General features: G+C 57.8%; 22 protein-coding genes and 1 tRNA gene. 19 read left to right on the top strand and 4 right to left on the bottom strand.

The features are described from left to right. Positions 1–6: 6 nt before the first annotated feature. The 4 genes from AFIC_RS13430 (at position 7) to AFIC_RS13415 (ending at position 3963) form a co-directional block, all read left to right on the top strand. Positions 7–81 (top strand) — tRNA-Glu (locus AFIC_RS13430). 98 nt (positions 82–179) lie between these two features. Further along, positions 180–1607, top strand: a complete 1428-nt coding sequence (locus tag AFIC_RS13425) for a site-specific integrase (protein WP_275246729.1) — start codon at positions 180–182, stop codon at positions 1605–1607. Next, complete coding sequence (locus tag AFIC_RS13420; RefSeq protein ID WP_275246728.1) at positions 1604–2728, top strand: AAA family ATPase; 1125 nt, start codon at positions 1604–1606, stop codon at positions 2726–2728. The genes AFIC_RS13425 and AFIC_RS13420 overlap by 4 nt, the downstream gene beginning before the upstream one ends. Positions 2729–3039: 311 nt before the next feature. After that, on the top strand, positions 3040–3963 hold the full coding sequence (locus AFIC_RS13415; RefSeq protein WP_275246727.1) for a hypothetical protein: 924 nt from the start codon (positions 3040–3042) through the stop codon (positions 3961–3963). On the opposite strand, the gene AFIC_RS13410 is transcribed toward AFIC_RS13415, so the two are convergent. Beyond that, positions 3960–5234, bottom strand: coding sequence for a DNA-methyltransferase (locus tag AFIC_RS13410; RefSeq protein ID WP_275246726.1), 1275 nt, complete (start codon positions 5232–5234; stop codon positions 3960–3962). The two genes, AFIC_RS13415 and AFIC_RS13410, sit on opposite strands and share 4 nt — an antisense overlap. A gap of 130 nt (positions 5235–5364) precedes the next feature. Here AFIC_RS13410 and AFIC_RS13405 point away from each other — a divergent pair, with 130 nt between their 5' ends. Continuing rightward, positions 5365–6282: a PIN domain-containing protein gene (locus AFIC_RS13405; RefSeq protein ID WP_275246725.1), complete on the top strand. Its 918-nt coding sequence runs from the start codon at positions 5365–5367 to the stop codon at positions 6280–6282. 308 nt (positions 6283–6590) lie between these two features. Here the strand turns inward: AFIC_RS13405 and AFIC_RS13400 are convergent, their stop codons facing one another. Continuing rightward, on the bottom strand, positions 6591–7322 hold the full coding sequence (locus tag AFIC_RS13400) for a TetR/AcrR family transcriptional regulator (protein WP_275246724.1): 732 nt from the start codon (positions 7320–7322) through the stop codon (positions 6591–6593). Positions 7323–7474: 152 nt separating this feature from the next. On the opposite strand from AFIC_RS13400, the gene AFIC_RS13395 reads away from it, so the two are divergent. From AFIC_RS13395 to AFIC_RS13355, 9 genes are all read left to right on the top strand, one after another. Continuing rightward, positions 7475–8335: an FAD binding domain-containing protein gene (locus AFIC_RS13395; protein ID WP_275246723.1), complete on the top strand. Its 861-nt coding sequence runs from the start codon at positions 7475–7477 to the stop codon at positions 8333–8335. After that, positions 8332–8841: a (2Fe-2S)-binding protein gene (locus tag AFIC_RS13390; RefSeq protein WP_275246722.1), complete on the top strand. Its 510-nt coding sequence runs from the start codon at positions 8332–8334 to the stop codon at positions 8839–8841. The genes AFIC_RS13395 and AFIC_RS13390 overlap by 4 nt, the downstream gene beginning before the upstream one ends. After that, a complete protein-coding gene (locus tag AFIC_RS13385; RefSeq protein WP_275246721.1) occupies positions 8838–11213 on the top strand; it encodes a xanthine dehydrogenase family protein molybdopterin-binding subunit in 2376 nt (791 codons plus the stop codon). The genes AFIC_RS13390 and AFIC_RS13385 overlap by 4 nt, the downstream gene beginning before the upstream one ends. A 37-nt stretch (positions 11214–11250) precedes the next feature. Next, on the top strand, positions 11251–12501 hold the full coding sequence (locus AFIC_RS13380; protein WP_275246720.1) for an ABC transporter substrate-binding protein: 1251 nt from the start codon (positions 11251–11253) through the stop codon (positions 12499–12501). A gap of 16 nt (positions 12502–12517) precedes the next feature. After that, complete coding sequence (locus AFIC_RS13375; protein WP_275248733.1) at positions 12518–13393, top strand: branched-chain amino acid ABC transporter permease; 876 nt, start codon at positions 12518–12520, stop codon at positions 13391–13393. Positions 13394–13482: 89 nt separating this feature from the next. Beyond that, a complete protein-coding gene (locus AFIC_RS13370; protein WP_275248732.1) occupies positions 13483–14406 on the top strand; it encodes a branched-chain amino acid ABC transporter permease in 924 nt (307 codons plus the stop codon). Continuing rightward, positions 14403–15158 (top strand): ABC transporter ATP-binding protein, encoded by a 756-nt coding sequence (locus AFIC_RS13365; protein WP_275246719.1) that lies wholly within the window; start codon positions 14403–14405, stop codon positions 15156–15158. The genes AFIC_RS13370 and AFIC_RS13365 overlap by 4 nt, the downstream gene beginning before the upstream one ends. Then, positions 15151–15855 (top strand): ABC transporter ATP-binding protein, encoded by a 705-nt coding sequence (locus AFIC_RS13360; RefSeq protein WP_275248731.1) that lies wholly within the window; start codon positions 15151–15153, stop codon positions 15853–15855. Before AFIC_RS13365 ends, AFIC_RS13360 begins: the two co-directional genes overlap by 8 nt. A gap of 27 nt (positions 15856–15882) precedes the next feature. After that, positions 15883–16332: an SRPBCC family protein gene (locus AFIC_RS13355; protein WP_275246718.1), complete on the top strand. Its 450-nt coding sequence runs from the start codon at positions 15883–15885 to the stop codon at positions 16330–16332. Between the two features lie 167 nt (positions 16333–16499). On the opposite strand, the gene AFIC_RS13350 is transcribed toward AFIC_RS13355, so the two are convergent. Both AFIC_RS13350 and AFIC_RS13345 read right to left on the bottom strand, forming a co-directional pair. Then, positions 16500–18029, bottom strand: coding sequence for an aldehyde dehydrogenase (locus AFIC_RS13350; RefSeq protein WP_275246717.1), 1530 nt, complete (start codon positions 18027–18029; stop codon positions 16500–16502). A gap of 20 nt (positions 18030–18049) precedes the next feature. Next, on the bottom strand, positions 18050–18715 hold the full coding sequence (locus AFIC_RS13345) for a GntR family transcriptional regulator (protein WP_275246716.1): 666 nt from the start codon (positions 18713–18715) through the stop codon (positions 18050–18052). Between the two features lie 242 nt (positions 18716–18957). On the opposite strand from AFIC_RS13345, the gene AFIC_RS13340 reads away from it, so the two are divergent. The 5 genes from AFIC_RS13340 to AFIC_RS13320 are packed head-to-tail and all read left to right on the top strand — an operon-like array spanning position 18958 to position 23522. Further along, on the top strand, positions 18958–20184 hold the full coding sequence (locus tag AFIC_RS13340; RefSeq protein ID WP_275246715.1) for an ABC transporter substrate-binding protein: 1227 nt from the start codon (positions 18958–18960) through the stop codon (positions 20182–20184). A 24-nt stretch (positions 20185–20208) separates the two neighbouring features. Next, positions 20209–21069, top strand: coding sequence for a branched-chain amino acid ABC transporter permease (locus AFIC_RS13335; RefSeq protein ID WP_275246714.1), 861 nt, complete (start codon positions 20209–20211; stop codon positions 21067–21069). Beyond that, the gene (locus AFIC_RS13330; protein WP_275246713.1) at positions 21069–22073 is read left to right on the top strand and encodes a branched-chain amino acid ABC transporter permease; all 1005 of its coding nucleotides are present in this window, start codon (positions 21069–21071) and stop codon (positions 22071–22073) included. Before AFIC_RS13335 ends, AFIC_RS13330 begins: the two co-directional genes overlap by 1 nt. Next, positions 22070–22813, top strand: a complete 744-nt coding sequence (locus AFIC_RS13325) for an ABC transporter ATP-binding protein (protein WP_275246712.1) — start codon at positions 22070–22072, stop codon at positions 22811–22813. Before AFIC_RS13330 ends, AFIC_RS13325 begins: the two co-directional genes overlap by 4 nt. Next, positions 22803–23522 carry an ABC transporter ATP-binding protein gene (locus AFIC_RS13320; RefSeq protein ID WP_275246711.1) on the top strand — a complete coding sequence of 240 codons (720 nt, stop codon included), beginning with the start codon at positions 22803–22805 and terminating at the stop codon, positions 23520–23522. Before AFIC_RS13325 ends, AFIC_RS13320 begins: the two co-directional genes overlap by 11 nt. The last annotated feature ends 7 nt before the right edge of the window (positions 23523–23529 follow it).

Here is a 23529-nt window from a genome sequence, read left to right as displayed (position 1 = left end):
CCCAACGCTCCCTTCGTCTAGCGGTTAGGACGCGGCCCTCTCAAGGCTGAAACAGGGGTTCGATTCCCCTAGGGAGCGCCAAAAATTTCTAAGCCATTGAAAAGCTGAAAACTCTAAGCAATCATGAGCTTAGAGAGGCCGCCTTGCTACACAACCGTAGCCCACAAAGGTGGTCCACAATGGCGGCTTTGAGTTACATGCAGCGGCGTGCATCGGGCACCTACGAATTTCGAAAAAGGCTGCCGGAGTCATTGGCCGGAAAGCCTGCCCCGTCACATATGCGGGAAGACTTCTCCGATCTGATCAACACCAAGACAGGATACTTCAAGCGCGAACTTGTTCGCTCGCTCGCTACGAAGAATTTGAACGAGGCGAAGCGGCGTGACCATCAGGCGGCCTTGAAGGCGTCTGAGTTGTTCGACGCAGCCGTGAAGGCCCTCGCGCCTCCTGCGGTGACGGTGCAGCCGGTGGCTCTCGATCTGAAGCAACTTGGCGACGATGTCTTTGCGAACCTCCTTGCGAACGATGAGGCCGAGCGGACCGAGGGCGATGACAGGCGGCATCTGCAGACGCCTGAAGATCGTGCTCGATGGTCCCATCTCGTGGATATGCCGCCAAGCACCCAGATAGGAATGACGCCGGATCATTTTTATGCCTATGGCGAGTTGCTGTCGGACTTGGAAGACGACTTTCGCGCTGCCTATGCGCAACGAGACCCGAAGATCGTTTACCCGGAGACCACCAGAGAGCTTCAGAAATGTGGCATTCATCTGAATAAATCCTCGCCGGAGTTTCAGAAGGCAGCCCTCGTCGTCCTTGAGGCTCACGTGCGGGCCTATGACGCAATGGGTAAGCGCCAGCGTGGGGAAATCGTTCCGACGCCGGTAGCAGTCAGGAAATTTACTGAAGAGTCAGGCTCAAAGTTTTCCCAAGAGTTAGGCCCAAAGCTTTCCGAGGCGATGGCTTCTTGGGCTGCTGGTGGTTCGGCGCATAATGCCAAGAAGCCGAATGCCAACACCGTGACAGAGGCGGAGCAGGCCTTCCGATATTTTAAGGAGCTTCACGGTGATCTGCGGCTTGGTGAAATCACCCGCGAGAAGGCCCGCGAGTTTCGCGATGCCATTGCCAAGGTACCTGCATCATTGCCGCGTGATCTACGCAAGCTGCCCTTGCCAGAGTTGCTGAAGCGAGACCTCTCTACGTTCAAGCCTCGTATGGCGACAACGGTAAACAAGATCGTGCAGGTGCTTGGTGGAATCGTCTCGCGGGCTGAACGTGAAGGCTTTCTCGACAAGGTACCGGGCTTCGTGAATCCTTTTGGCAAGGCCATTCGGTATACCGTCGACGCTCATCAAACGCGGCGCAAGCATTTCGAGAAGTCCGATCTCAAGGCAATCTTCACGTCGCCGGTCTATGCGGAAAACGAACGGCCAGTCGGTGGTGGTGGGGAAGCGGCATTCTGGTTTCCGCTGATTGGCCTGCTGTCCGGTATGCGTCTAGATGAAATCGCCCAGCTACGGATATGCGACCTCCGGCAGGACGAAGATACGAAGCGATGGTACTTCGACATTGATCGCACCGGAGGGCGCTCCACAAAGACCACATGACACAGATTCCCGTCTTTGATGCTACTTCCCCATCGGACTTGAACCGAGCACTCGCCGAAATCGAAAAGGCGCTCGACAATGCATCGCCTGTGCTTGACGAACCTGTCGAGACTGAACCGTCCACTAGCGACACGTTGGATGTTGAGACGCCCCCCGACTTCAACATTCCAGCATTTTCCCAGCTAATCGGCATTCGGACTGAAGTTTACGATCAGATTCGCAATGCTCTTAAATCGGGCAAGCGGCATTTGATGTTCTATGGGCCCCCCGGTACGGGGAAAACATCACTGGCAGAGCTTGTTGCTGGGCACTTGTACAATTCGCATAGGATGGTGACCGGGTCTTCCGATTGGTCGTCGCAGGATATCATTGGAGGCTATCAGCCTGCTGGCGATGGTAGCATTAGGTTTTCCAAGGGAATTTTGCTGGAGCACTTTGATAAGCCTCTAATCATCGACGAGTTAAATCGCTGTGATATCGATCGCGTGCTCGGGCCACTATTTACCGTGCTCAGCGGACAGCCAACTACGCTCCCCTATCTGCGAAATCCGGCAGATGAAAATTCGGAGCGTTTCGTAATCCTCCCGGCAGCCAAAGCCAATGCCAAACAGCATGAGTTCGCCCCTACGCAAAACTGGCGGCTGTTGGCTACCCTCAATAGCATTGATAAGGCCTCGCTATATCAGATGTCATATGCGCTCACTCGGCGCTTCGCGTGGATATTGGTCGATGCACCGGAGGACCTAAATCAATTCGTCCGCGACTTCGGTGCATTAAAGGGATATTGGAGCGAAGAACCTCCAGAGAGTGCAAAGTCCCCAATCGCTGATATTTGGTCGATCGTTAATGACATACGTCCCATGGGCGCCGCGCCCTTCATCGATGTCATGGCATATTGCAAAGCGGCGGCTCCAGACTTCAATTTCTTCGTGGGAGCAGAGGGGGAGAGCAAGTCGATTTATCTCAGTGCATTCCAAGTATCGATCTTGCCTATGTTAGATGGCGTCGCTCACGAGCAGGCAAATAGAATCGCCGTCAACATTTCGAATGTACTGGGTCTGACCACTGATTCAAAAGAAGCGAAAGAGCTTACGCGAAAGTTATTATCGTTGGCGCTATGACGTCAGATCTCGATGACTTCGCAACCAGACTCCTGTTACGATACTTTCGCTCGGCGCGGTCAGCGAAGCCTGTTGACCCTCGTTTCAGCAAAACGGAAGACCTTGAAATACTTCGATATCATTGGGCAGTTTCACGTCCAGTTTCTGATCTTTGCAATCATCTAGTCCACAATCGACACGAGGTTCAATCCGCACTAGGTGAGATTGTCCGGACTGACGATGCGATGGTGCGGGGTCGGATAGACGCTCGGAAAACCGTTGTCGCGCGAGCGCTGAGCGGACACCCTACGCGAGTAGTTTTTGCGCAGCCCATGCGGGTCTACACTTCGGGTCCAAACCACGTGCTTGTTTGGGTACTTCAGAGAACCAACATTCTCCTTTCGCGTTTTATGGAGGAGGTAGGAACTACATCTGACTATGCCAACTCAATTATTGATGGGGCGAAGTTGATTGGCACCGTGCGGCGCATTTCAAGCGTCGCTCAGGCCATGCACGAAACAGATGCTTCGCAGCGCCCATCGCCACAATCTCTCGTTCAGGCGGCATCGTCGCGTAAGAAACTTTATCGTCTCGCGTACTCAGCCTTTAGGTCTCTCCAGAGGATCGAAGACGGTGATCCTGAGACCATCGTTGAAATGTTGCGTGAGACCCTTCTCGGTCCGCTTCATGATTGGCAGACATTTGAGCTAGCCCTCGCGCTGGGCATGGCCACGGCGTTTTCAGATAAAACGTCCCAACCACTCCGATTACTTCCAATATATCCAGGCTCTGCAAAGGCGGTGATTCAGATTGGAACGTGCCGGATTTATTGGCAGAATCGAACATCATCGTATTCAGAGCCGGAGGCAGAGCCCTCCGAAGTTATCGTAGATGGAATCCTCACTGCATATGGGATTGCAGCAGGAAGTGATCGTCCGGACATCGTATTAGTCAAAGAGGACGGAGCGATCATCGCGATTGGCGAAGCCAAGTTCTTTACGAATGAGATGGAAAGCTGGCGAAGCGCTTTCCGCGAGGCCACGGCTCAGATTGTTCGATATGGACGCGGCTATGCGAGCGGTTCGGCTCTCCACGAATTGTTGAGCCGGTCACTTATAGCTCTCTGGCATTACCCGAAAGAAGAGCGACCTAATTCACTACTGGCCGATAAGCCGGTAGCTCTGGATTTCGTGGACTTGATCGAAGGAAATTTGCACGAGTGGTCAGACCGTGCAGCGAAGGCCGCTGCCATTTAAACCGCCGCTTGAACTATCTTCGATTGTTTCTTCGACTTTGGAGCCGCCCTGCTGATCTGGTTCACGTTACCGGAAATCCGCTCTTTGCCACCGCCAGCCGGTAGCCGCTCGCTATCATTAATAGGCAGAGAGCAGGGAGGGAAAATCTCGTAAGGTTTCCCGAGCGAGCTTTGTCGCGCAGCAAGCTTAGGATCAAAGCGAGCGAGTGCGCCTGTTAGAAACGCGGCATCGATCTCTGAACAAATCCATTTCCGTCCAAGACGTTCGCTTACTTCGCCCGTTACACATGAGCCGCCAAATGGATCGAGTACAGTATCTCCGCGATCAGTCAGCATACGAATGAAGTATTCTGGGAGACCTGGCGGAAAGCGGGCAGGGTGAGGATCAATGCCGTGTGCTTTGCAGTACGCTTGGTAGATACCGTTAGACTCTGTGTTCGCTATCGCGAGAAGATTAGGCGGCACCGCCCCGCCATTATCTTTTTGAAACTTTGTTGAGATGTCATGGCCGGAGGGTCGCAGTTTCGCCGTGTACCCATTGACGAGAAGGTCTTTCATGGAGTCGCTGTAAGGCGATAAAACGCGCTTATTGCTAGCCTTTGGCCAAGGGCTCGGTGATAGCCACCAAACACAATTGACCGCATCCTTCACTCGAATCCGACGAATATTGACCCATTCGGCTGGCGAGGGAAGCTTGGCTGGATTCCACCAGAAATGTTCTTGGCAAAGATGAAACCCGTGATCGCGTACGAGCGAGATCAAAAGCTCAAAGTGATAGAGACTTCGAGTGGCTAGGCCCTTCTTCCATGCGCCTCCAATATCGATGACAAGGCTACCTTGCTTACTTAAGACGCGCTTGAAGCCTTCAGCAAAGGGCCGGAACCATTTGACATATTCATCCGCGTCTTCATTGCCATAGCTTTTCTTTCGCACTAGGCCAAACGGCGGGGATGTGACGATTAAGTCGACGGAGCCCGGCTTCAGGGTCTTATGCAAAAGTCCGAGGGAGTCGCCATGGTAAATCTGACCATGTCTCGTTGTATGAAAAAGTCGGGGAGCCGGGACGTTTGGCACAATGGGGGGCGGCGCAGGTACAGCTAGCGCGTCCGCGCGTTCCCGATGCAGGAATCGAACGTATTCGCTCATTGATGAATATCCCAGCGCTTTCGCCGTGGCTTCCATCTCTTGATGTTCGGCATCGGTCAGGCGAACATTGGCAACCGCTTTTCGTGGAGTCTTTGCTTTCGGCCTTCCCATCTTGACGATCTCCACGAATCATTTCCGTATGACATTCGGAAACTAGCTCCGGGGTTTTCGTATGACAAGAATTTATTTTGCGCGGTCCCCAATCTGTGAGGGCTAAGAAGCTTTTTATTTTGGCTTTAATTGAAGGTGCATCGAAATGAGCGCGAAGCCCAAACGCACGAGGAAGAAGCAAGAGAAATGGCTGGTCTTTGTCGATACGAATATTTTTCTCGACTTCTATCGACTTGGCAATGAAAGCGCGAAACGTACGCTCGCAACCTTGGAAAAACATGCTGGTGCCCTGATTTTGACAGATCAGGTTTGGATGGAATTTCTAAAAAACCGACAGAAAGTCATAACGCAAACTCTCAAAGACTTGGCTAAACCCACGCAACAGAACATGCCGTCCATCTTGAGTGAAGCTCAAGCGGCCAAGGGCTTCGTGCGTCAGCAAAAAAGCGCGTTAGCTCATCACAAGAAGGTCGTTCAGAAGATTGAAAAAATCTTACAGCATCCGGAACGCAACGACGCAGTGTTTCAATCTCTGAGTCGAATATTCAAGGCACAGTCCAGCTTTATTCTAAAGAGGCCCAGCAAACGGCGTTATGCAATAAGACATCTCGCGCGAAAGCGTTTTGCTCTCGGATACCCTCCCCGCAAGGACGACACTTTGCGTATGGGAGACGCGATCAATTGGGAATGGATTATTGAGTGTGCCTGCGAGGCCCCCAACCGAGAAAATATTGTTATTGTTTCTCGCGACGGGGACTTTGGACTAAATCACGGACAGCAAGCGTTTCTGAATGATTGGCTTCGGTCGGAATTTAAGGAGCGAGTAAGTAGGCAACGAAAGATCGAACTCACGACACGATTATCGACAGCGTTGAAAAAGCTCGATGTAAATGTAGCAAAAAGTGACGTGGTGGAGGAGAACAGAATTTTATCTCTCGATCATGATCCACTTCTCCCATCAAATATATCGCGGCTAATGCTGACGGATATTAATGAGAAATGGATAGCGGTGCTCAAGAGTGTCCTCACCAACGACTTGAAAGATAATAAGGATGAGACGTGAGTTGCGGACGTCTTTTAACCTGAGGCCGTCCTGCACCGGACTTTCGATACTCGACTGATATCCAAATATCTGCTACACAAGGGTGTTCTGGCGGCTTAAAAAACCTCGATGTATCAAAGGCTTGTTAATGCTTTTGGTGTTTCCCCTAGGGAGCGCCAAATTGCCGCCACTCAAAATAGAACTGCGAACTCAGATTGTTGCGATGCCTGCTTCCGGCGCAATGCTGATGCTTCGCAGCGTTGGCTCGTGACTCAAATTGGCTCATGGCCCAAAGCAAACAACGACTTCTTTTCTGGGTAGGTTTAGACCTAGATCGTAGCTTTCGGGCCAGATGCGACCGCTGATGCGCTCTTGGCCGTAAGCTCCACGACCAGTTTCGGCATCAGGTCCTTCGACCCACTGAGAAAGCCTGTCACCGAATCATGCACGATGTCGTCGAGATACGAAGGGGTCGGTGTGCAGTACACGAAGCGCCGGATCGCCATATAAAAAATGCGACCGTGCAGGCCCCAGAACATCTCCAGTTCACGCTCTGACAGCGGCACGTCGTCGGCGCTTGGAAGTCCCAGGTCGTGGCGCAGTTCCCGGCAGGCGGGGTCAATAATCTCTCGGCTGACGATTGCAAGATAGCGATTGGTGATGTCGAACGATTTCAGACCCGACGAGACGAAAATCCGCACCCAGTTGTAGTCGAATACGCGCTCGACATATTCGAGATAGAACTGTGTGAGCCTCGATTCGAGAGATTGCGTGCGATCGCGGATGAGCGGCCCCCAGTTGGGATTCCAGCGGCTCAGATAAATGTGCTCGTAGACGCGCTCGACCAGGGCTTCCTTGCTCGGAAAGTGCCGATAGATCGTCGCATGCGTGATCCCCATGCGCTTGGCGAGTTCGCGGGTTTGTCCCTCGAACCCGCGTTCGGCAAAAAATCGGATGGCTTCATCGAGAATGAATTGCTCGCGGTCCGCCGCGCGCATGTTGCGCCGCCGCGGTTGTCCCGCCGCGATCTTTCTGACTGATTTTGCGATCTTTTTGGCCATGGCGTGAATCGGACTTCCAAATCTGCGTCACGCTACCGCAATCCAAAAAAGTGACCAAATGGTCATTTCTGTTGACGAGCCTGCCTCCGGCGTGGTTGGATTAAGTTACCAGATGGTCACAAATCTGGATGGCTGCCTCGAGGGAGGTTTCGTTGAAGGCCAGAGCGTTCAGCTACGTGCGTCCGACGACGGTCGAGGATGCACTCGGCGCATATGCGGGATCGGGTGACGACGCGAGCTATATCGCGGGCGGCCAGAGTCTCGTTCCGGCATTGGCGATGCGTTTGCAGGCGCCGTCACTGCTTGTCGACATTTCCCACATCGATTCCATGAAGGGGATTTCCCTTGATGGAAACTGGCTGCGCATCGGCGCGCTCACCCGGCATTTTGAAACGCTTAGCAACCCGTTGATCCGCGAGCATGCGCCGCTGCTCAGCGAGGCGGCGCCTTATGTTGCGCACCCGGCAATCCGCAATAAAGGCACGTTGGGCGGCAGCGTTGCGCTGGCCGATCCAGCCTCCGAATTCCCGGCGATGATGCTGGCGCTCGGTGCGGAAATGGAAATCGCTGGCCCCTCGGGCACGCGCCGCGTCGCGGCCGATGACTTCTATCTTGACCTTTATCAGACCGCGATCGATCCCGGTGAGTTGCTAGTTGCGTTGCATGTGCCGGTGGTGAAGCCAAACCAGCGCTATGCGTTTGACGAATTGGCCCGCCGCCGGGGCGATTACGCCATTGTGGGCGCCGGTGTGATCGCGTCGTTCGACGGCGACATGGCGAGCGATGCCCGCATCGTATTCATTGCAGTCGGCGCGACTCCGGTTCGCGCGAAGGCTGCTGAAAGCGCATTGATCGGCAACAGGCTTGATGCCGAGACGATCCAGCGCGCTCAGGCCGCGCTTGAGACGGACCTCGATCCGCCGGACGATAAACACATGACCGCGACAATGCGGATGCATCTGGCGCGGGTTGTGCTCGGACGACTGCTTCATCGCGTGATGGAGGCAGCATGAGCGACAAGATGCCGATCACATTGACGATCAATGGAGAGGTGGTGTCGCGCCATGTGTCGCCGCGGGACACGCTGGCGGATTTTTTGAGGCAGGATCTGCAACTCACCGGCACGCATATGGGCTGTGAGATGGGCGCGTGCGGTGCATGCCTTGTGCTTCTCGACGACAAGCCGATCCATGCCTGCCTGATGTTCGCAGTTCAGGCCGATGGGATGACGATCGAGACGATCGAGGGATTGAACGATCGTGGCGCCATCGCTGACATTCAGGAAGCATTTCATCAGCGCAATGCGTTGCAATGTGGTTTCTGCACCGCAGGTGTTCTCGTCACGGCGTATCACTTGCTCAAAGCGGACCTCACGGGCTCGCGTGAGCACATCCGTGACGGCTTGTCGGGAAATTATTGCCGCTGCACCGGATATGAAGCGATCGTCGATGCGATCGAAACCGTGGCACGGGATCGAAGGACAGGTCTGATCAGCGTGCGGGAGGAGGCTGACGTATGAACGCGCCGCTTCACTCGATTGACAGGCCAAATTCCTATATCGGCCGCTCTGTCTCGCGCCCCAACGCGAAACGGCTGCTTGCAGGCCGCGGACGTTACGTCACCGACCTGATGTTGCCGCGTATGCTCCATGCGGCGTTCGTGCGCAGTCCCTACGCCCACGCGCGGATCATTTCTATTGATTCGACCGATGCCAAAGCCATGCAGGGTGTGCGGCTGATCGCGACAGGCGAAGACCTCTCGCGCACCTGCAAGCCATGGCTCGGCGTGCTCGATCATTTCAAGAGCATGAAATCGTCCGAACAATTGCCGCTGCCGCTGGGCAAGGCGGTCTGGGCGGGGCAGGCGATCGTTGCCGTCGTCGCCGACACGCGCGCGCAGGCCGAGGATGCCGCCGAGGCGGTCGTCATCGAGTTCGAGGAAATCGCGCCCGTGGTGGACATCGATGCGGCGCGCGCTGCCGGAAGCGAGATTATCGCGCCGGAACTCGGCACCAATGTCTGTTTCAACACCAAAATCGATACCGGCGGGATCGACGGCATTTTCGCGAGCGCGAAGCATATGGTGGAAGGGGAGTTCACCTTCGGCCGCCATACGGCGGTGACGATGGAGCCGCGCGCGATCGTGGCCGACTACAATCCGAGCGAGCACCACCTCACGGTACATCACGCCACGCAAACCCCGTATCAGTTTCAGGATCTCTACTCCCGGCATTTCGGCGTGCCGGAGGCCAATGTTCGCGTGATCGCGCCAGACATCGGCGGATCGTTCGGCATGAAGCTGCACGTCTATCATGAGGACATGGCGGTGGTCGGCCTGAGCATGATGCTCGGCCGGCCGGTGAAATATGTCGCCGACCGGCTGGAGGCGTTTCTGTCGGATATTCACGCGCGCGATCATCGCGTCCGCGCCCGGCTGGCGATGGACGAAGCCGGGACGATTCTGGCGATGGATGTCGACGATGTGACCGCTGTCGGAGCGTTTTCCAGCTTCCCGCGCACCAGCGTGGTGGAAGGCAATCAGGTGGTCCGCCTGATCGGCACGCCGTATCGGTTCAAGAACTACCGCGCGGAATTGTCGGTGGTGTTTCAGAACAAGGTGCAGACCAGCCAGTATCGTGCGGTCGGCCATCCCATCGCCTGTGCCGTGACCGAGCGGCTTGTCGATATGGCTGCGCTGCGGGCAGGGCTCGATCCCTTCGAGATGCGGGCGAGGAATTTCATTCCCGACGACGCCTATCCGTGCGCTTCGCCCAGCGGGTTCAAGTTCGAGTCATTGTCACACGAAGTCTGTCTCGCGCGCCTCAAGACGATGATGAATTACGATGGCTTGCGCGCCGAACAGGCGGAGTTGCTGAAAAAAGGCATCCGCCGCGGCATCGGCATCGCCGCGTTTGTCGAGATCACGAATCCGGGGCCGGCATTTTATGGCGTGGGTGGCGCGCGCATTTCCGCGCAGGATGGCGCCATCATCAAGGTGACGCCATCGGGCGAGGTACAGTGCCAGATTTCGGTGACGGAGCTTGGTCAGGGTACTGAAACCATTGTCGGCCAGATCGTAGCCGAGACGTTAGGCATCGATCGCGAGCGCGTGAAGGTGATGACGGGGGACACCGATAACACGCCTCATGGCGGTGCGACCTGGGCTTGCCGGGGCGCGGGCATCGGCGGGGAAACAGCGCTGCAAGGCACGAAGAAGCTGAAAGCCAACATTCTCTCCGTCGCCGCAGCGATCTTGCAGGAAAAACCGGAGCGGCTGGATATCCGGAATGGGTACATTGTCGATGCCGACGGCGGCCAGCAGCGCATCGCGCTCGCTGAAGTCGCGCGCATCGTCTATTTCCGTTCCGACACATTGCCGCCGGACACGAATCCCCAGCTTACTGTCGCGCATCATTATGCGCCGCAGGGTTATCCGTTCGCTTTCACCAACGGCATCCAGGGCAGCCTGATCGAACTCGACGCCGAAACCGGTTTCGTCAAGATCCTCAAGCACTGGGTCGTCGAGGATTGCGGGCGCGTCATCAATCCGATGCTGGTCGATGAGCAGATTCGCGGCGGCGTGGTGCAGGGGCTCGGCGCGGCATTCTTTGAAGAATGCCTTTACGACGATAATGGCCAGCTCACCAATGGATCGCTCGCCGATTATCTCGTGCCGATGGCGGTCGAAATGCCGGACATCGAAGTCGCGCATGTCGAGACCCCGACGCATGACACTGAGCTTGGCGCCAAAGGTTGCGGCGAGGCAGGGACAGCCGCAGCAGCCGCCGCTGCGTTGAATGCGGTGAACGACGCGTTGCTGCCGCTCAACGCCACGATCGGGCAAATCCCGATGACGCCGGCGCGCATTCTCCGCGCGCTCGGCCACGAATAAGAAAAGCACACGATCATGAAACACATTGGAGGAGCGAATGACTAACATGAAGCATGGGACTTTCCTTCCGCTCTCGCGCCGCGCCGCCTTGAAGGGGCTTGGCGCTGGTGCGAGTTTTCTTGCAATGCCGTGGGTTGCGCGTGCGCAAACCAGCGACGTCATCAAGATCGGATTTCCGATGCCGCTGACGGGCCCGTTTGCCGCTGAAGCAAAGGACCAGGTGAAGAGCGCGCAGCTTGCGGTCCAGCAGATCAACGACAAGGGCGGCGTCGTCGGCCGTAAGGTCGAACTGCTGGTCCGCGACGACAAGCTCAACGCTGGCGAAGCGGCGACGCGCGCACTGGAGTTGATCGAGAACGACAAGGTGAATGCGATCGTCGGTGCGTTGTCGAGCGCGATCCAGCTCGCAACCAACGAGGTCACGCGTGCCCGTGGCGTGCTTTATATCTCCATCAGCCAGTCCGACAGCATCAACGAGGTGAAGGATTTCAGCAAGTTCACATTCCACGAGGCGCTGAACCCCACCATGACCACCGCGGCCGTGGCGAAGCACACCTTCAAGAAGGGTGCAAAGGTTGCGTATCTCTGCGCCGACTATGCGTATGGTCACGAGATGCTACGCGGGTTCAAACGCGCGGGAGATGCGATCGGAACGGTGACCGTCGGAGAAATCCTGCATCCGATCGGAGCGCCGGATTATTCGACCTTCATTCCACGCATCAGCGCGATGAAGCCGGATATTCTTTGCATCTGCAATTTCGGGCGCGATCAGGCCAACTCGATCAAGCAGGCGGTCGATTTCGGTTTGAAGGACCAGATGAAGATCGTCGTTCCGGTCATCCTGCATAACCAGCGCCTCGCCGTCGGCCCCGACGTATTCGAAGGCATCATCGGCGGTGCAAACTATTATTGGGGGATGGAGGATACGGTTCCGTCCGCCAAGGCTTTCAATGCCGCTTTCCGCGCGGCCAACGGAGGCGCCACGCCGACCGACTATGGCGCCTATGGCTATACCGGCGTGATGTCGTTGTTGATGGCGATGCAGGCCGCCGGCGGCACGGTCACGGAGAAGATGGTCGCCTCGCTGGAGGGGCTGAAATACGACGTCGCCAAGGGACCGCAGTATTATCGCAAATGCGATCATCAGTCGGTGCAGTCGGTTCTCGTTCTGGAGTCGAAAAAGAAGGCCGACATGAAGAGCGATCTCGATCTCTTCAAGATTCTGGCGACCGAACCGGCGTCCGAAAGCGTGCTGCGCAGTTGCGCGGAACTCGGCTTTCCCACCTGACGGTATCGAACGAATGATGGATTTCAGCCTCATTGCCATGCAGTTGTTTTCGGGGATCGCGCTCGGCGCGATCCTCGTGATGGCTGCGCTCGGCCTGTCGATTATTTTCGGCATGCTGGGAGTCGTGAATTTCTCGCATGGCGCCATGTTCATGGTGGGTGCGTATGCCGGATTGTGGGTCGCGTCGCTCACCGGCAGTTTTTGGTGGGGTTTGCTGGTTGCGCCGATTGCCATCGGTGTGTTCGGCATGGCGGTGGAGTTTCTGCTGATCCGTCCGCTTTATGGCCGGTCCGTCGATGATCCGCTGCTGCTGACTTTCGGTCTCGGTTACGTGCTGGTTGAGGCCGTGCGCATTATTTTCGGCAGCGATGGAATTCCATTCCCGACGCCCACGCATCTGCGCGGGGTGGTGAATCTCGGCATCGGCTATTTTCCGATTTATCGGTTGTTCGTGATCGGCGTGGTCGGCGCAATTTTGCTGACGTTGTGGCTGTTGCTGGAAAAGACGAAATTCGGCCTGATCGTGCGTGCAGGGGCTCGCGATCCGCAGATCATGCGGGTGCTGGGTGTTGATATCGGCAAGGTCTGGCTGCTGGTGTTTGGCCTGGGTGTCGGTCTCACGGCGCTTGGCGGCGTGCTTGCCGCGCCGATGCGCACCGTCAATCCCGAGATGGGATCGCTGGTGCTGGCCGAAGCGTTTGTCGTCACCGTGATCGGCGGCATGGGGTCGCTGGCCGGATCTGTGGTCGCGGGGCTGGTTGTCGGCATCGCGGTGAGCATGACATCGTTGATCGCGCCGGAGATGGCGCAGATCGTGATGTTCGCGCTGATGGCGCTCATCCTCCTGATCCGCCCGCAGGGCCTGTTTGGAAAATCGGGCGCTCACGCATGACCGACATCAATCCTGTCGCATCGCCGCTGGCGTCAGCAGAGCGCGCACCGGCGAATCTCACCGTCACAAGCGGATGGCGAGCACGGCTCATGAAATGGCGGGTGCCGCTGTCGATTCTCGCACTCTGCGTGCTGCCATGGGTGTTGCCGTCGAAGGCTCTCGCGGTGAACGTGTTGATCTATGGCGTGGTGTGCGTCGGCTATAATCTGCTGTTCGGTTACACCGGCCTGCTGTCATTCGGCCATGCCGCGTTTTTCGGGGCTGGCGCCTATATCACCGGCATCGCGATCGTGCATTTCGGGTTGCCGTGGTACGCGGCGGTGGCGCTCGGAGTTCTCGGCGGCGGGCTTCTGGCATTGGTGATTGGCGCGCTATCTATTCGCACCCGCGGCATCTACTTTGCCATGGTGACGCTCGCGCTGGCGCAACTCGTCTACTATGTCGCGTTGCAGGCATCGAACTGGACCGGCGGTGAAAATGGTCTGCGCGGCTTCACCGTCAGCAAGATCGATCTGTTCGGTCTTCAGATCAATTTTCTCGATCCGTTGCAAAAATATTATGTGCTGATGGCGTTTGCGGGGCTGGCGCTGTGGTTTGTCTCGCGGATTCTGAATTCGCCGTTTGGAGCCGTCATCGAGGCGATACGCGAGAACGAAACCCGGGCACGGGCCTGCGGCTATAATGTCGAGCGGGCGAAGCTCATGTCGTTCACGCTGTCTGGCCTGATCTGCGCGTTGGCCGGAACGCTATCGGCGATGCATCTGGCCATCGTGCCGCTCGATTCACTGCACTACCAGACCTCGGGCATGATCGTGATGATGACGCTCCTCGGTGGTGCTGGCTCTTTTTTCGGGCCCTTTGTCGGTGCATTGGCGTTTCTGCTGATGGAAGACGTGTTCTCGATCTGGACGTCGCACTGGCAGATCGTCGTCGGCTCGGTGTTCATCCTGTTCGTGCTCTTCCTCCCGAAGGGGATTTGGGGAGCGGTGCTGGCATGGAGGGCGCCGAAATGAGTGAGCACCTTCTTTCCGTCGAGAATATCGGCCGTACTTTCGGCGGTTTCAAAGCCCTTGAAGGGATCACGGCAAATTTCGAGCAGAACAAGGTTACGGCAGTCATCGGGCCGAATGGCGCGGGGAAGAGCACCTTCTTTAATGTGCTGTCGGGTGTTCTGCCGCCATCGACCGGACGCATCGCCTACAAGGGCAAGGACCTCACCGGCACGCCACAGCATCGGTTCGTGCATCTGGGCATCGCGCGCTCATATCAGATCACGAACATCTTTCCGCTCCTCACGGTTCATGAAAACGTGCGCGTTGCAGCGCAGGCGCTGCATTCGCGTTACAATATCTGGACCAATCGTGAGCGATTAAGGGACCTCGATGAGAAGGCCGATGCAGCCTTGAATGCCGTCGGCCTGCATGGGCGACGTGATGCCGTGGCCAAGTTTCTTGCACACGGCCAGCAACGTGCACTGGAAATTGCCGTTGCGCTGGTTGCCGACCCGCAATTGCTGCTGCTCGACGAGCCAACGGCGGGCATGGGGCCGGAGGAAACCAAGGATATGGTTGCTTTGATTGAGCGGCTTGCGGCCGAGCGAACGATTCTGTTGGTCGAGCACAAGATGAAAATGATCCTTGGGCTCAGCGATCGCATCCTTGTGCTGCACCATGGCAAGCTGATTGCCGATGGATCGCCTCAACAGATTCAGTCGGACCCCGAAGTGCGGCGCGTCTACCTGGGGCAAAGTCATGGCTATGCTTGAAGTCAAGAAACTGAATGCCTGGTATGGCGCAAGTCATGTGCTGCATGGCGTGTCGTTTTCTGTCGAGCCGAGCGAGATTGTCGCGCTGGTCGGCCGTAACGGTGCCGGCAAGACAACGACTATTCGCACTGTTATGGGCCTGATGCAGCGTGCCTCCGGGGATGTCGCGTTCGATGGCCGCGAGATCATGCCGCTCGCGGCGCATGAGCGTTTCCGGATTGGCTTGGCCTATGTGCCGGAGGAGCGCCGTATCGTCCCGGGACTGACGGTGCGCGAGAATCTCAAGCTCGGTCTTTTGGCGAGCGACAGGGATATCAATGAGCGCGCCGCAATCGATGAGATCGCGGAAATCTTCCCGCGGCTGAAAGAGCGTCTCGATCAGCAGGGTTCGACCATGTCGGGCGGGGAGCAGCAGATGCTTGCCATCGCCCGCGCGATGATCGCCAAACCGAAGATGATTCTGCTCGACGAGCCATCGGAAGGTATCATGCCGGTGTTGGTCGAGGAGATGGGTGTTTTATTCCGGCGTCTGCGCGACTCCGGTGTGACGTTGCTTCTCGTGGAGCAGAACGTCGAATGGGCGCTGCGGCTGGCGAGCCGGGCGATCATTATCGATCAGGGTGAAATCGTCTACGAAAGCAGCTCAGCGGCTCTCCTTGCGGACAAGGATATTCAGGATCGCTACTGCGCGGTCTGATGTCGCGAATGATTTAAGGAAAATGACATGGAAATGAACGGTAGCGAGCGGATCGCGGCTTCGAAGGAGGCTGTCTGGGCCGCGCTAAACGATCCCGCGATCTTGCAGCAATGCATTCCCGGATGCCAGAAGCTGGAAAAGACATCCGACAACGAGATGACGGCGACCGTGACGCTCAAGGTGGGGCCGGTCAAAGCCTCGTTCAACGGCAAAGTCATGCTGACGGACATCGATGCGCCGAACAGCTATCGCATCACCGGCGAGGGAGCAGGTGGCGTTGCGGGCTTCGCCAAGGGCGGCGCGAATGTGCGTCTTGAACAGGACGCCGACATAACCGTGCTGCATTATGACGTCGATGCGCAAGTCGGCGGCAAGATTGCCCAGCTTGGAAGTCGCCTGATCGATTCAACGGCAAAGAAGCTCGCAGGCGAGTTTTTCACGAAGTTCGGGAATGTTGTGACCGGAACGGCTGGATGAAGGCCTGAGGCGGCAAATCAATGTCCTCTTCTGGTGCGTTCCCGACGTTCGCGTCACGGAGCACAAACAAGATCGTGCCAGAAAATACCAATTGAGGAAGGTAAGACTTCCTCAATTGCACTATCCAGACCCGACATGGATTGTCGCCTTTAAAAGCGGCGCCTCGGTCAATTCAATCGCTGCTGTGTCGTTTGTTCGTACCAGTCAAACGGCTGGTCGGTCATGTTGACCATCACGCTCTTAACTTCAAAGTGGTCCTCGAAAGACTCAGGCCCAAATTCGCGGCCGACGCCTGAAAGCTTGACGCCGCCCCAAGGCGAGGCCGGGTCGAGCCGATGGTGGTCGTTGATCCAGACGATGCCGCATTGCAATGCACTGGCGACGCGATGAGCGCGCGAGACATCCCTGGTGCGGATCGCGGCGGCAAGCCCGAACGGCGAGTCGTTCGCCAGCGCGATGGCTTCCTCTTCACTCGAGAACGGCGTGATCGAGGTGAAGGGACCGAACACCTCTTCCTGGAAGATGCGCATCTTCGCGCTGACGTCCGCAAAAACGGTCGGCTCCACGTAGTAGCCGCCGCTGTTCGACATATACTTCGGAACGCCGCCGCCCGCGACCAGGCGCGCGCCTTCGTCGAGACCGAACTTCACGTAATTCAGCACGCGCTGGCGCTGCTTTTCCGAGATCACCGGGCCGAGTTGCGTGGTGGTTTCGGTAGGATCGCCGATGCGGATGGATTTTGCCTTTTTCGCCAGTTTATCGACGAACTCGTCATAGACGTCCTTATGGACGATCTGGCGGCTGCCGCAGACGCAGGTCTGGCCCGCGCCGATGAAGGCGCCGAACGCGGCATAGTTGACGGCGCGGTCCACGTCGAAATCCGGGAAAGTCAGCACTGGCGTCTTGCCGCCGAGTTCGAGCGTTTGATGCGCGAAGATGCGGCCCGCATGCGCGCCTGCGATTTGTCCGGCTTCGGTGCCGCCTGTCAGAACCAGCTTGTTGTAATCGGGATGTTCGCAAAGCGCCTTGCCGGTGGTCGGGCCAAGGCCGGTGACGATGTTGAAGACTCCGTCCGGGAGGCCTGCTTCGGAGAAAATGCGCGCCAGCGCCAGCGTGGTCAGCGGCGTATATTCGGAAGGCTTGACCACGGTCGTGCAGCCCGAGGCGAAAACCGGCGCAAGACTTTTCGACAAGATCATCAGCGGATGATTGAAGGGCGTGCAGTTGGCGACAACGCCGACCGGCCGCCGCAGCGTGTAGTTGAGATACTCGCCCTCGACCGGGATCACCGCATCGCGCCGCGCAAGCGCCAGACCGGCATTGTAGCGGAAGAAATCGGGCACGCGGCGGAGCTGTGCGCGGGTCTCGTTGACCGGCCTGCCGTTGTTGATGGTTTCAAGCTGATAGAGTTCGTCGAGATTGGCCTCGAATGCATCGGCGAGCTTGTTCACCAGCCGGGCCCGCGTGCGGACCGGCATGCTCGCCCAGTCTTTTCCTTCAAAGGCGCGGCGTGCGCTTTTCATCGCGCGATCGACGTCGCCCGCGGTGCCGTGCGCGATCCTGGCGATGATGTCGCCGGTGGCCGGGTTGTGGACAGCAAGCGTCTCGGAGGTTTCGCCAGCCACCTCGCGGCCGTCGATGAAAAGTCCGTGTGTTTCGATATTTTTTGCAGATTGCGGGTTCGCTTGGACAGACATGTAACCTCCGATGGTACGCACTATGCTTGCAGCACAGCCCATTCGAGAGCTGCGCTGAAACGCTTCACTGCCGCGGTGACGTGTTTTTTCAGCAGGTTGGCGGCAAGGCGCGAATTGCGCGCCTGCAATGCCGTGATGATGGCGCTGTGTTCCTCGACAAGCTTGTCGGGGTTATGCCCGCGCAAGGAGGCGACGCTCATCCGGGTGAGGCGGTCGGCCTCCTCGATCAGGTCGCAGGTTGTGCGCGTCATCCGGCCGTTGCCGGAACATCGCGCGAGCGCGCAGTGAAAGTCGCGATTGTAGACGATGAATTCGCTTTCGGACTTGCCGTGAAAATGGCGGAACCGGTCCAGGGCCTTCAACTGTTCGTCGCTGGCGTTCTTCGTGGCTTCGACGATACACGCGACTTCGAGCGCGCAGCGGAATGTGAACATGTCGCGTGCGTCTGTCAGCGAGATCGGGGACACGCGATAGCCCTGACGCGGCATGACGGTCACGAGTCCGTCGCGCACGAGATGCTGAAGGGCTTCGCGGACAGGCGATTTGCTGACCTCGAATTGCTGAGCGAGCTCCTGTTCGCGCAGGTCGGTGCCTGGCGGCAGCTCGCAGGTGAGGATGCCGCGCTTCAGCTCGTCGTAGATTCGTGTCCCGTGCATGACGGCCGGAGCCAAGGTTTGATCGCTCATGTTTAGTCTTCTAAGATATTACGACATTGCCGTAAAGGGCATTTGCCTTGATAGGCTGGCGGTGGCTGTTGAGGATAAATTCAGGCGTATCATTTTGATTCATATTATAAAAATGTATGATCTGCAAATAAGTCAAAAGGGATCTGTGCTTTGATCTTGACTCATTTCGAGGCAAAGTGACATCTTACAAAAATCAAAAAAATAGAAATATGATACGTCAGAATTAGTCGGGAGCGAAAACGATGATGCGGTCAAGCGTTCTGGTTTCAGCGGCCGTGGCGGCTCTGCTGGTGTGCACTCTGCCGGTCGAGGCTGCGGACACCGGCCCGCTCAAGGTCGGTTTTCTGACGGTTCGATCGGGCGCGCTGGCCGCCGGCGGCCGGCAGATGGAAGAAGGGCTGAAGCTCTGCATCGACGAGCATCACGGCGAAATGGCCGGCCGCAAGATCGAGGTGATTACCGCCGATACGGCAGGGCAACCCGCAGTGACCAAGACCAAGGCGCAGGAACTGGTCGAGCGCGACGGCGCTCAGGTTCTGATCGGCCCGCTTGCCGCATTCGAGGCTCTCGCCATCGACGAATATATCCGGCAGACCAAGACACCGATCATCTCGCCTTCGGCAGCCGCGGAAGATCTCACCCAGCGTAAACCCAACCCGTGGTTCGTGCGCGCGGTCGGCACATCGGCGCAGCCGTATCATCCGTTCGGGGAGTATGCCGCCAGGGAGCTGCACTACAAGAAGATCGCGATCATCGCCGACGACTTTGCGTTCGGCCATGAAATCGCGGCGGGCTTCCAGCGCACGTTCGAGCAGAACGGCGGCAAGGTGGTTCAGAAGCTGTGGTCTCCGCTCAACACCGCGGAGTATGGCACCTACATCACGCAGATCGACCCGGGCGTCGATGCTGTTTTCGCGGCTTTCGCCGGCGGCAACGGCATCAAGTTCCTCAGCGAGTACAAGAATTACGGAATGCAGAAGCCGGTGCTCGGCTCCATGACCACGGTGGATGAAGGCATCCTCAAGCGCATGGGCGATGAGGCGCTCGGGGTCATTTCCGCGGGCTGGTACAGCGCCGCGACCGATACGCCGACTAACAAGAAATTCGTCGCGGCGATGCGCAAGGCTTACGGCGCCGATCCCGGCTATTATTCCGTTGGCGCCTATATGGCCTGCCAGTTCCTGAACAACGCGCTTGAGGAGGTGAAGGGCGACACGTCGAACAAGGAGGCTTTCATGAAGGCCTTGCGCAACGTCAACATCACCGACAGTCCGTATGGGCCCGTGAAGATCGACGAGTATGGCCAGCCGCTTCTCGACATCACCATCCGCAAGGTCGAGAAGAAGGATGGCCGGTTGCAGAATGTCGTCATCAAGACCTATCCGGCCGTGAGCCAATTCTGGACCTACGGTGCGGAGGAGTTCCTCAAGAGTCCGGTTTATTCACGCGACTGGACGCCGGCGAAGTAATTCGCGCCGCCGGGAGGGATTCGCATGAATTTCTGGATCATCCAGGGTCTGAACGGTTTGGCATTCGGATCCCTTCTGTTCATTCTGGCGTCCGGTTTCTCGCTGATTTTCGGCCTCATGCGGATCGTCAATCTCTCGCATGGCGCTTATTTCATGCTCGGCGCCTATGTCGGCCTGTCCGCAATCGAGGCAGGGGCCAATTTCTGGGTTGCCATTCTGCTTGGCGGCGTGGCGATCTGCACCCTCGGCACGCTGATCGAACGGTTCGTCCTGCGCCGCCTGAACGGGCAGCCGTTGGCGCAGGTGCTGGTCACGCTCGGCATCGCGTTCATCATTGCCGACGCCTGCGTCTGGATCTGGACCGGCGATCCGCGGCGGGTGCCGATGCCCTCGGAACTGACCGGCGCGTTCCGCGTCGCGCATCTCGCGTTTCCGATCTATCGTTTGTTCGTGATCGGGGTGGCGTTCGCGCTTGCAGCTTCGCTCTGGTTTTTGCTCGAGCGCAGCCGTCTTGGCGCAATGATCCGCGCGGGCGTCGATGATCTGGCCATGGCGCGCGCCATGGGAATCCGGACATCGTTGTTGTTTTCGGTGGTGTTCTGCCTCGGCTCCGCGCTGGCGGGCGCGGGCGGTGTGCTGGCGGGGCCGATCCTGTCGGTCTATCCCGGCCTCGATACCGACATGTTGCCGCTCGCGCTGGTGGTGGTGATCCTGGGCGGCGTCGGCAGTCTGCTCGGCGCGTTCGTTGGCAGCCTGATTATCGGCTTCATCTACAGTTACGGACAGGCCCTGTTTCCGGATCTTGCCTATATGATCCTGTTCCTGCCGATGGTTCTGGTACTGACATTGCGGCCGACCGGCCTGTTCGGAAGACAGGCCATTTGATGCGGACGCCGACCTTCCATTGGATGTTGTGGCTGCTCGGGCTGGCCGCGTTGCTGGCGTTGCCATGGCTGGTGACGTCCGAATACTACATCAACATCGCCAGCCAGATCGTGATCGCGGCGATTCTTGCGCTGAGCCTTAATCTCCTGATCGGCTTCGGCGGCATGATCTCGCTGGGGCATGCGGCCTATCTCGGGGTTTCGGCCTATCTTGCGATCTACCTGACGGCACAAGCAGGATTTGGCCAGCTCTCGGGAGCCTTGATCGCCATCGGTGGCACCACCGCGCTGGCGATGCTGTTCGGCTATCTCTCGCTGCGTGCATCGGGGCTCGGTTTCCTCATGATCACGCTCGCGCTCGGTCAGATCCTCTGGGGCATCGCTTATCGCTGGGCGAGTCTCACCGGCGGCGACAATGGCCTTGGTGGAATGAAGCGGCCGCATCCGTTCGGCCTCGACCTCACACATCCGGCGATCTTCTATTACTTCGTATTGTTTTTCCTCGGTCTCGCGCTCTGGTGCATTGCGCGCTTCATTCAGTCGGGGCTCGGCCAAAGCTTGCAAGGCACGCGCGACCAGCCGCGCCGCATGCGCGCGCTAGGCTATAATGTGTGGCTGATCCAGTGGCTGAGTTTCGTCTTTGCAGGATTCTGGGGCGCAGTCGCGGGATTGCTCTATGCCTACTATCACCAGTTCGTCAGCCCGCAGACGCTGCATCTGACGACATCGGCCGAAGCATTGCTGATGGTGATCGCGGGAGGCACCGGTACGCTGTTCGGCCCCGTGGTCGGCGCGGCTCTGGTGGTGATCCTCAAGAACGTCGTCAGCGCCTACATCACGCGCTGGCTGATCCTGCTCGGGGCCATCTTCGTCGCTATCGTCCTGTTCATGCCTGAGGGGCTGCTGCCGGGGCTGGCTGGCTGGATGCGCCGGATCAAGGAGCGGTTGCACGGAGGCAGGAAGGCAACTGGCGCATCCGCCATCACCAAGGATCGCGTGCTATGACGATTCCGGTTCTGGAAGTGAGCGGACTCTCCCGTTTCTTCGGTGGATTGCCGGCGGTGCGTGACATCTCGATGCGCGTGACGGCCGGTGAGCGGCGGCTGTTGCTGGGTCCGAACGGGGCAGGGAAGACCACGTTCTTCAACCTTATCGCCGGCGATTTTCCGCCTTCACAGGGAGAAATCCGAATTTTCGGAGAGAACGTGACGGGTAAGTCCGCCAACCAGCGCACTCATCTCGGCATGGCGCGGACCTACCAGATCATCACGCTGTTTCCGAAAAACACGCTGCTCCACAATGTTGTCATTTCACTCGTGGGATTGCGGAAGCTGCGGTTCAATCCATGGTCCGACCTGAGGCGGCAGGCCGCGCTCTGGGACGAAGCACGGGCAACGCTCGCGCTTGTCGGCCTCGATCATCTGGCCGAGCGGACTGTGATGGAAACCAGTTATGGCGAACGGCGCCGGCTTGAGATTGCCATGGCGCTGGCGCAAAAGCCGAGGCTTCTTTTGCTCGACGAACCGCTGGCCGGTTTGTCCGCGGATGAACGAAAGGATGTCCAGCGCCTTCTGCAATCTATTCCGCGCGACGTGACCATCGTCATGATCGAGCACGACATGGATGTGGCGCTTGCCTTTGCCGATGTGATCACGGTGATGCAGCACGGCCAGGTGGTCGTGGAGGGGAGCCGCGCTGACGTCGTCGCCGATCCCAAGACGCGAGAGGTGTACCTTGGACACTGACGCGCTCACCATCAGCGGCCTGAATGCGTTCTACGGCGAAAGCCATGTCCTGCATGACCTGTCGTTCAGCGTGAAGAAGGGACAGGTGCTGGGATTGCTCGGGCGTAACGGCGCGGGCAAGACGACATGCATCAGCGCCATCATGGGACTGGTCAAGGCGAAGGCGTCGCGCATCGACCTGTTCGGTCAGCCGATCGGGGGGCTGTCGCCGGAATCCATTTCGCTGAAGGGTGTTGGTCTGGTCCCGCAGGGCCGGCGGATTTTTCCGTCGCTGACGGTTTATGAAAATCTCACGGTCGCCGCGCGAAAAGGTTATGCCGAAAATGGCGCGGGATGGGGACTGGAACGAGTCTACGCCACCTTCCCGCGATTGTCGGAACGTCAGCAGCAACTTGCGGGATCGTTGTCCGGCGGCGAGCAGCAGATGCTGGCGATTTGCCGCGCTCTCATGACCAACCCTCGCCTGGTGCTGTTCGACGAGCCCTCGGAAGGGCTGGCGCCACAGATCGTGGCGGAGGTCGCGGAAATCCTGAAACAGCTGAGTGAAAGCGGACTGTCGATCGTTCTGGTCGAGCAGAACATCAAGCTCGCGCTGGAAATCGCTGATGAGGTGATCGTGCTCAACACGGGCTATGTCGCGCATGCTGGTAACGCAGCCTCACTCCGTTCCGACGATCGTCTGGTGGAGCAACTGCTGGGTATTTATTGAGAGGGTG

This window comes from [Pseudomonas] carboxydohydrogena (assembly GCF_029030725.1).
In the GTDB taxonomy this organism is placed as follows: Bacteria; Pseudomonadota; Alphaproteobacteria; order Rhizobiales; family Xanthobacteraceae; genus Afipia; species Afipia carboxydohydrogena.
Note: the sequence above shows the minus strand (reverse complement) of the source record. Positions and strands in the feature narration are given on the sequence as shown.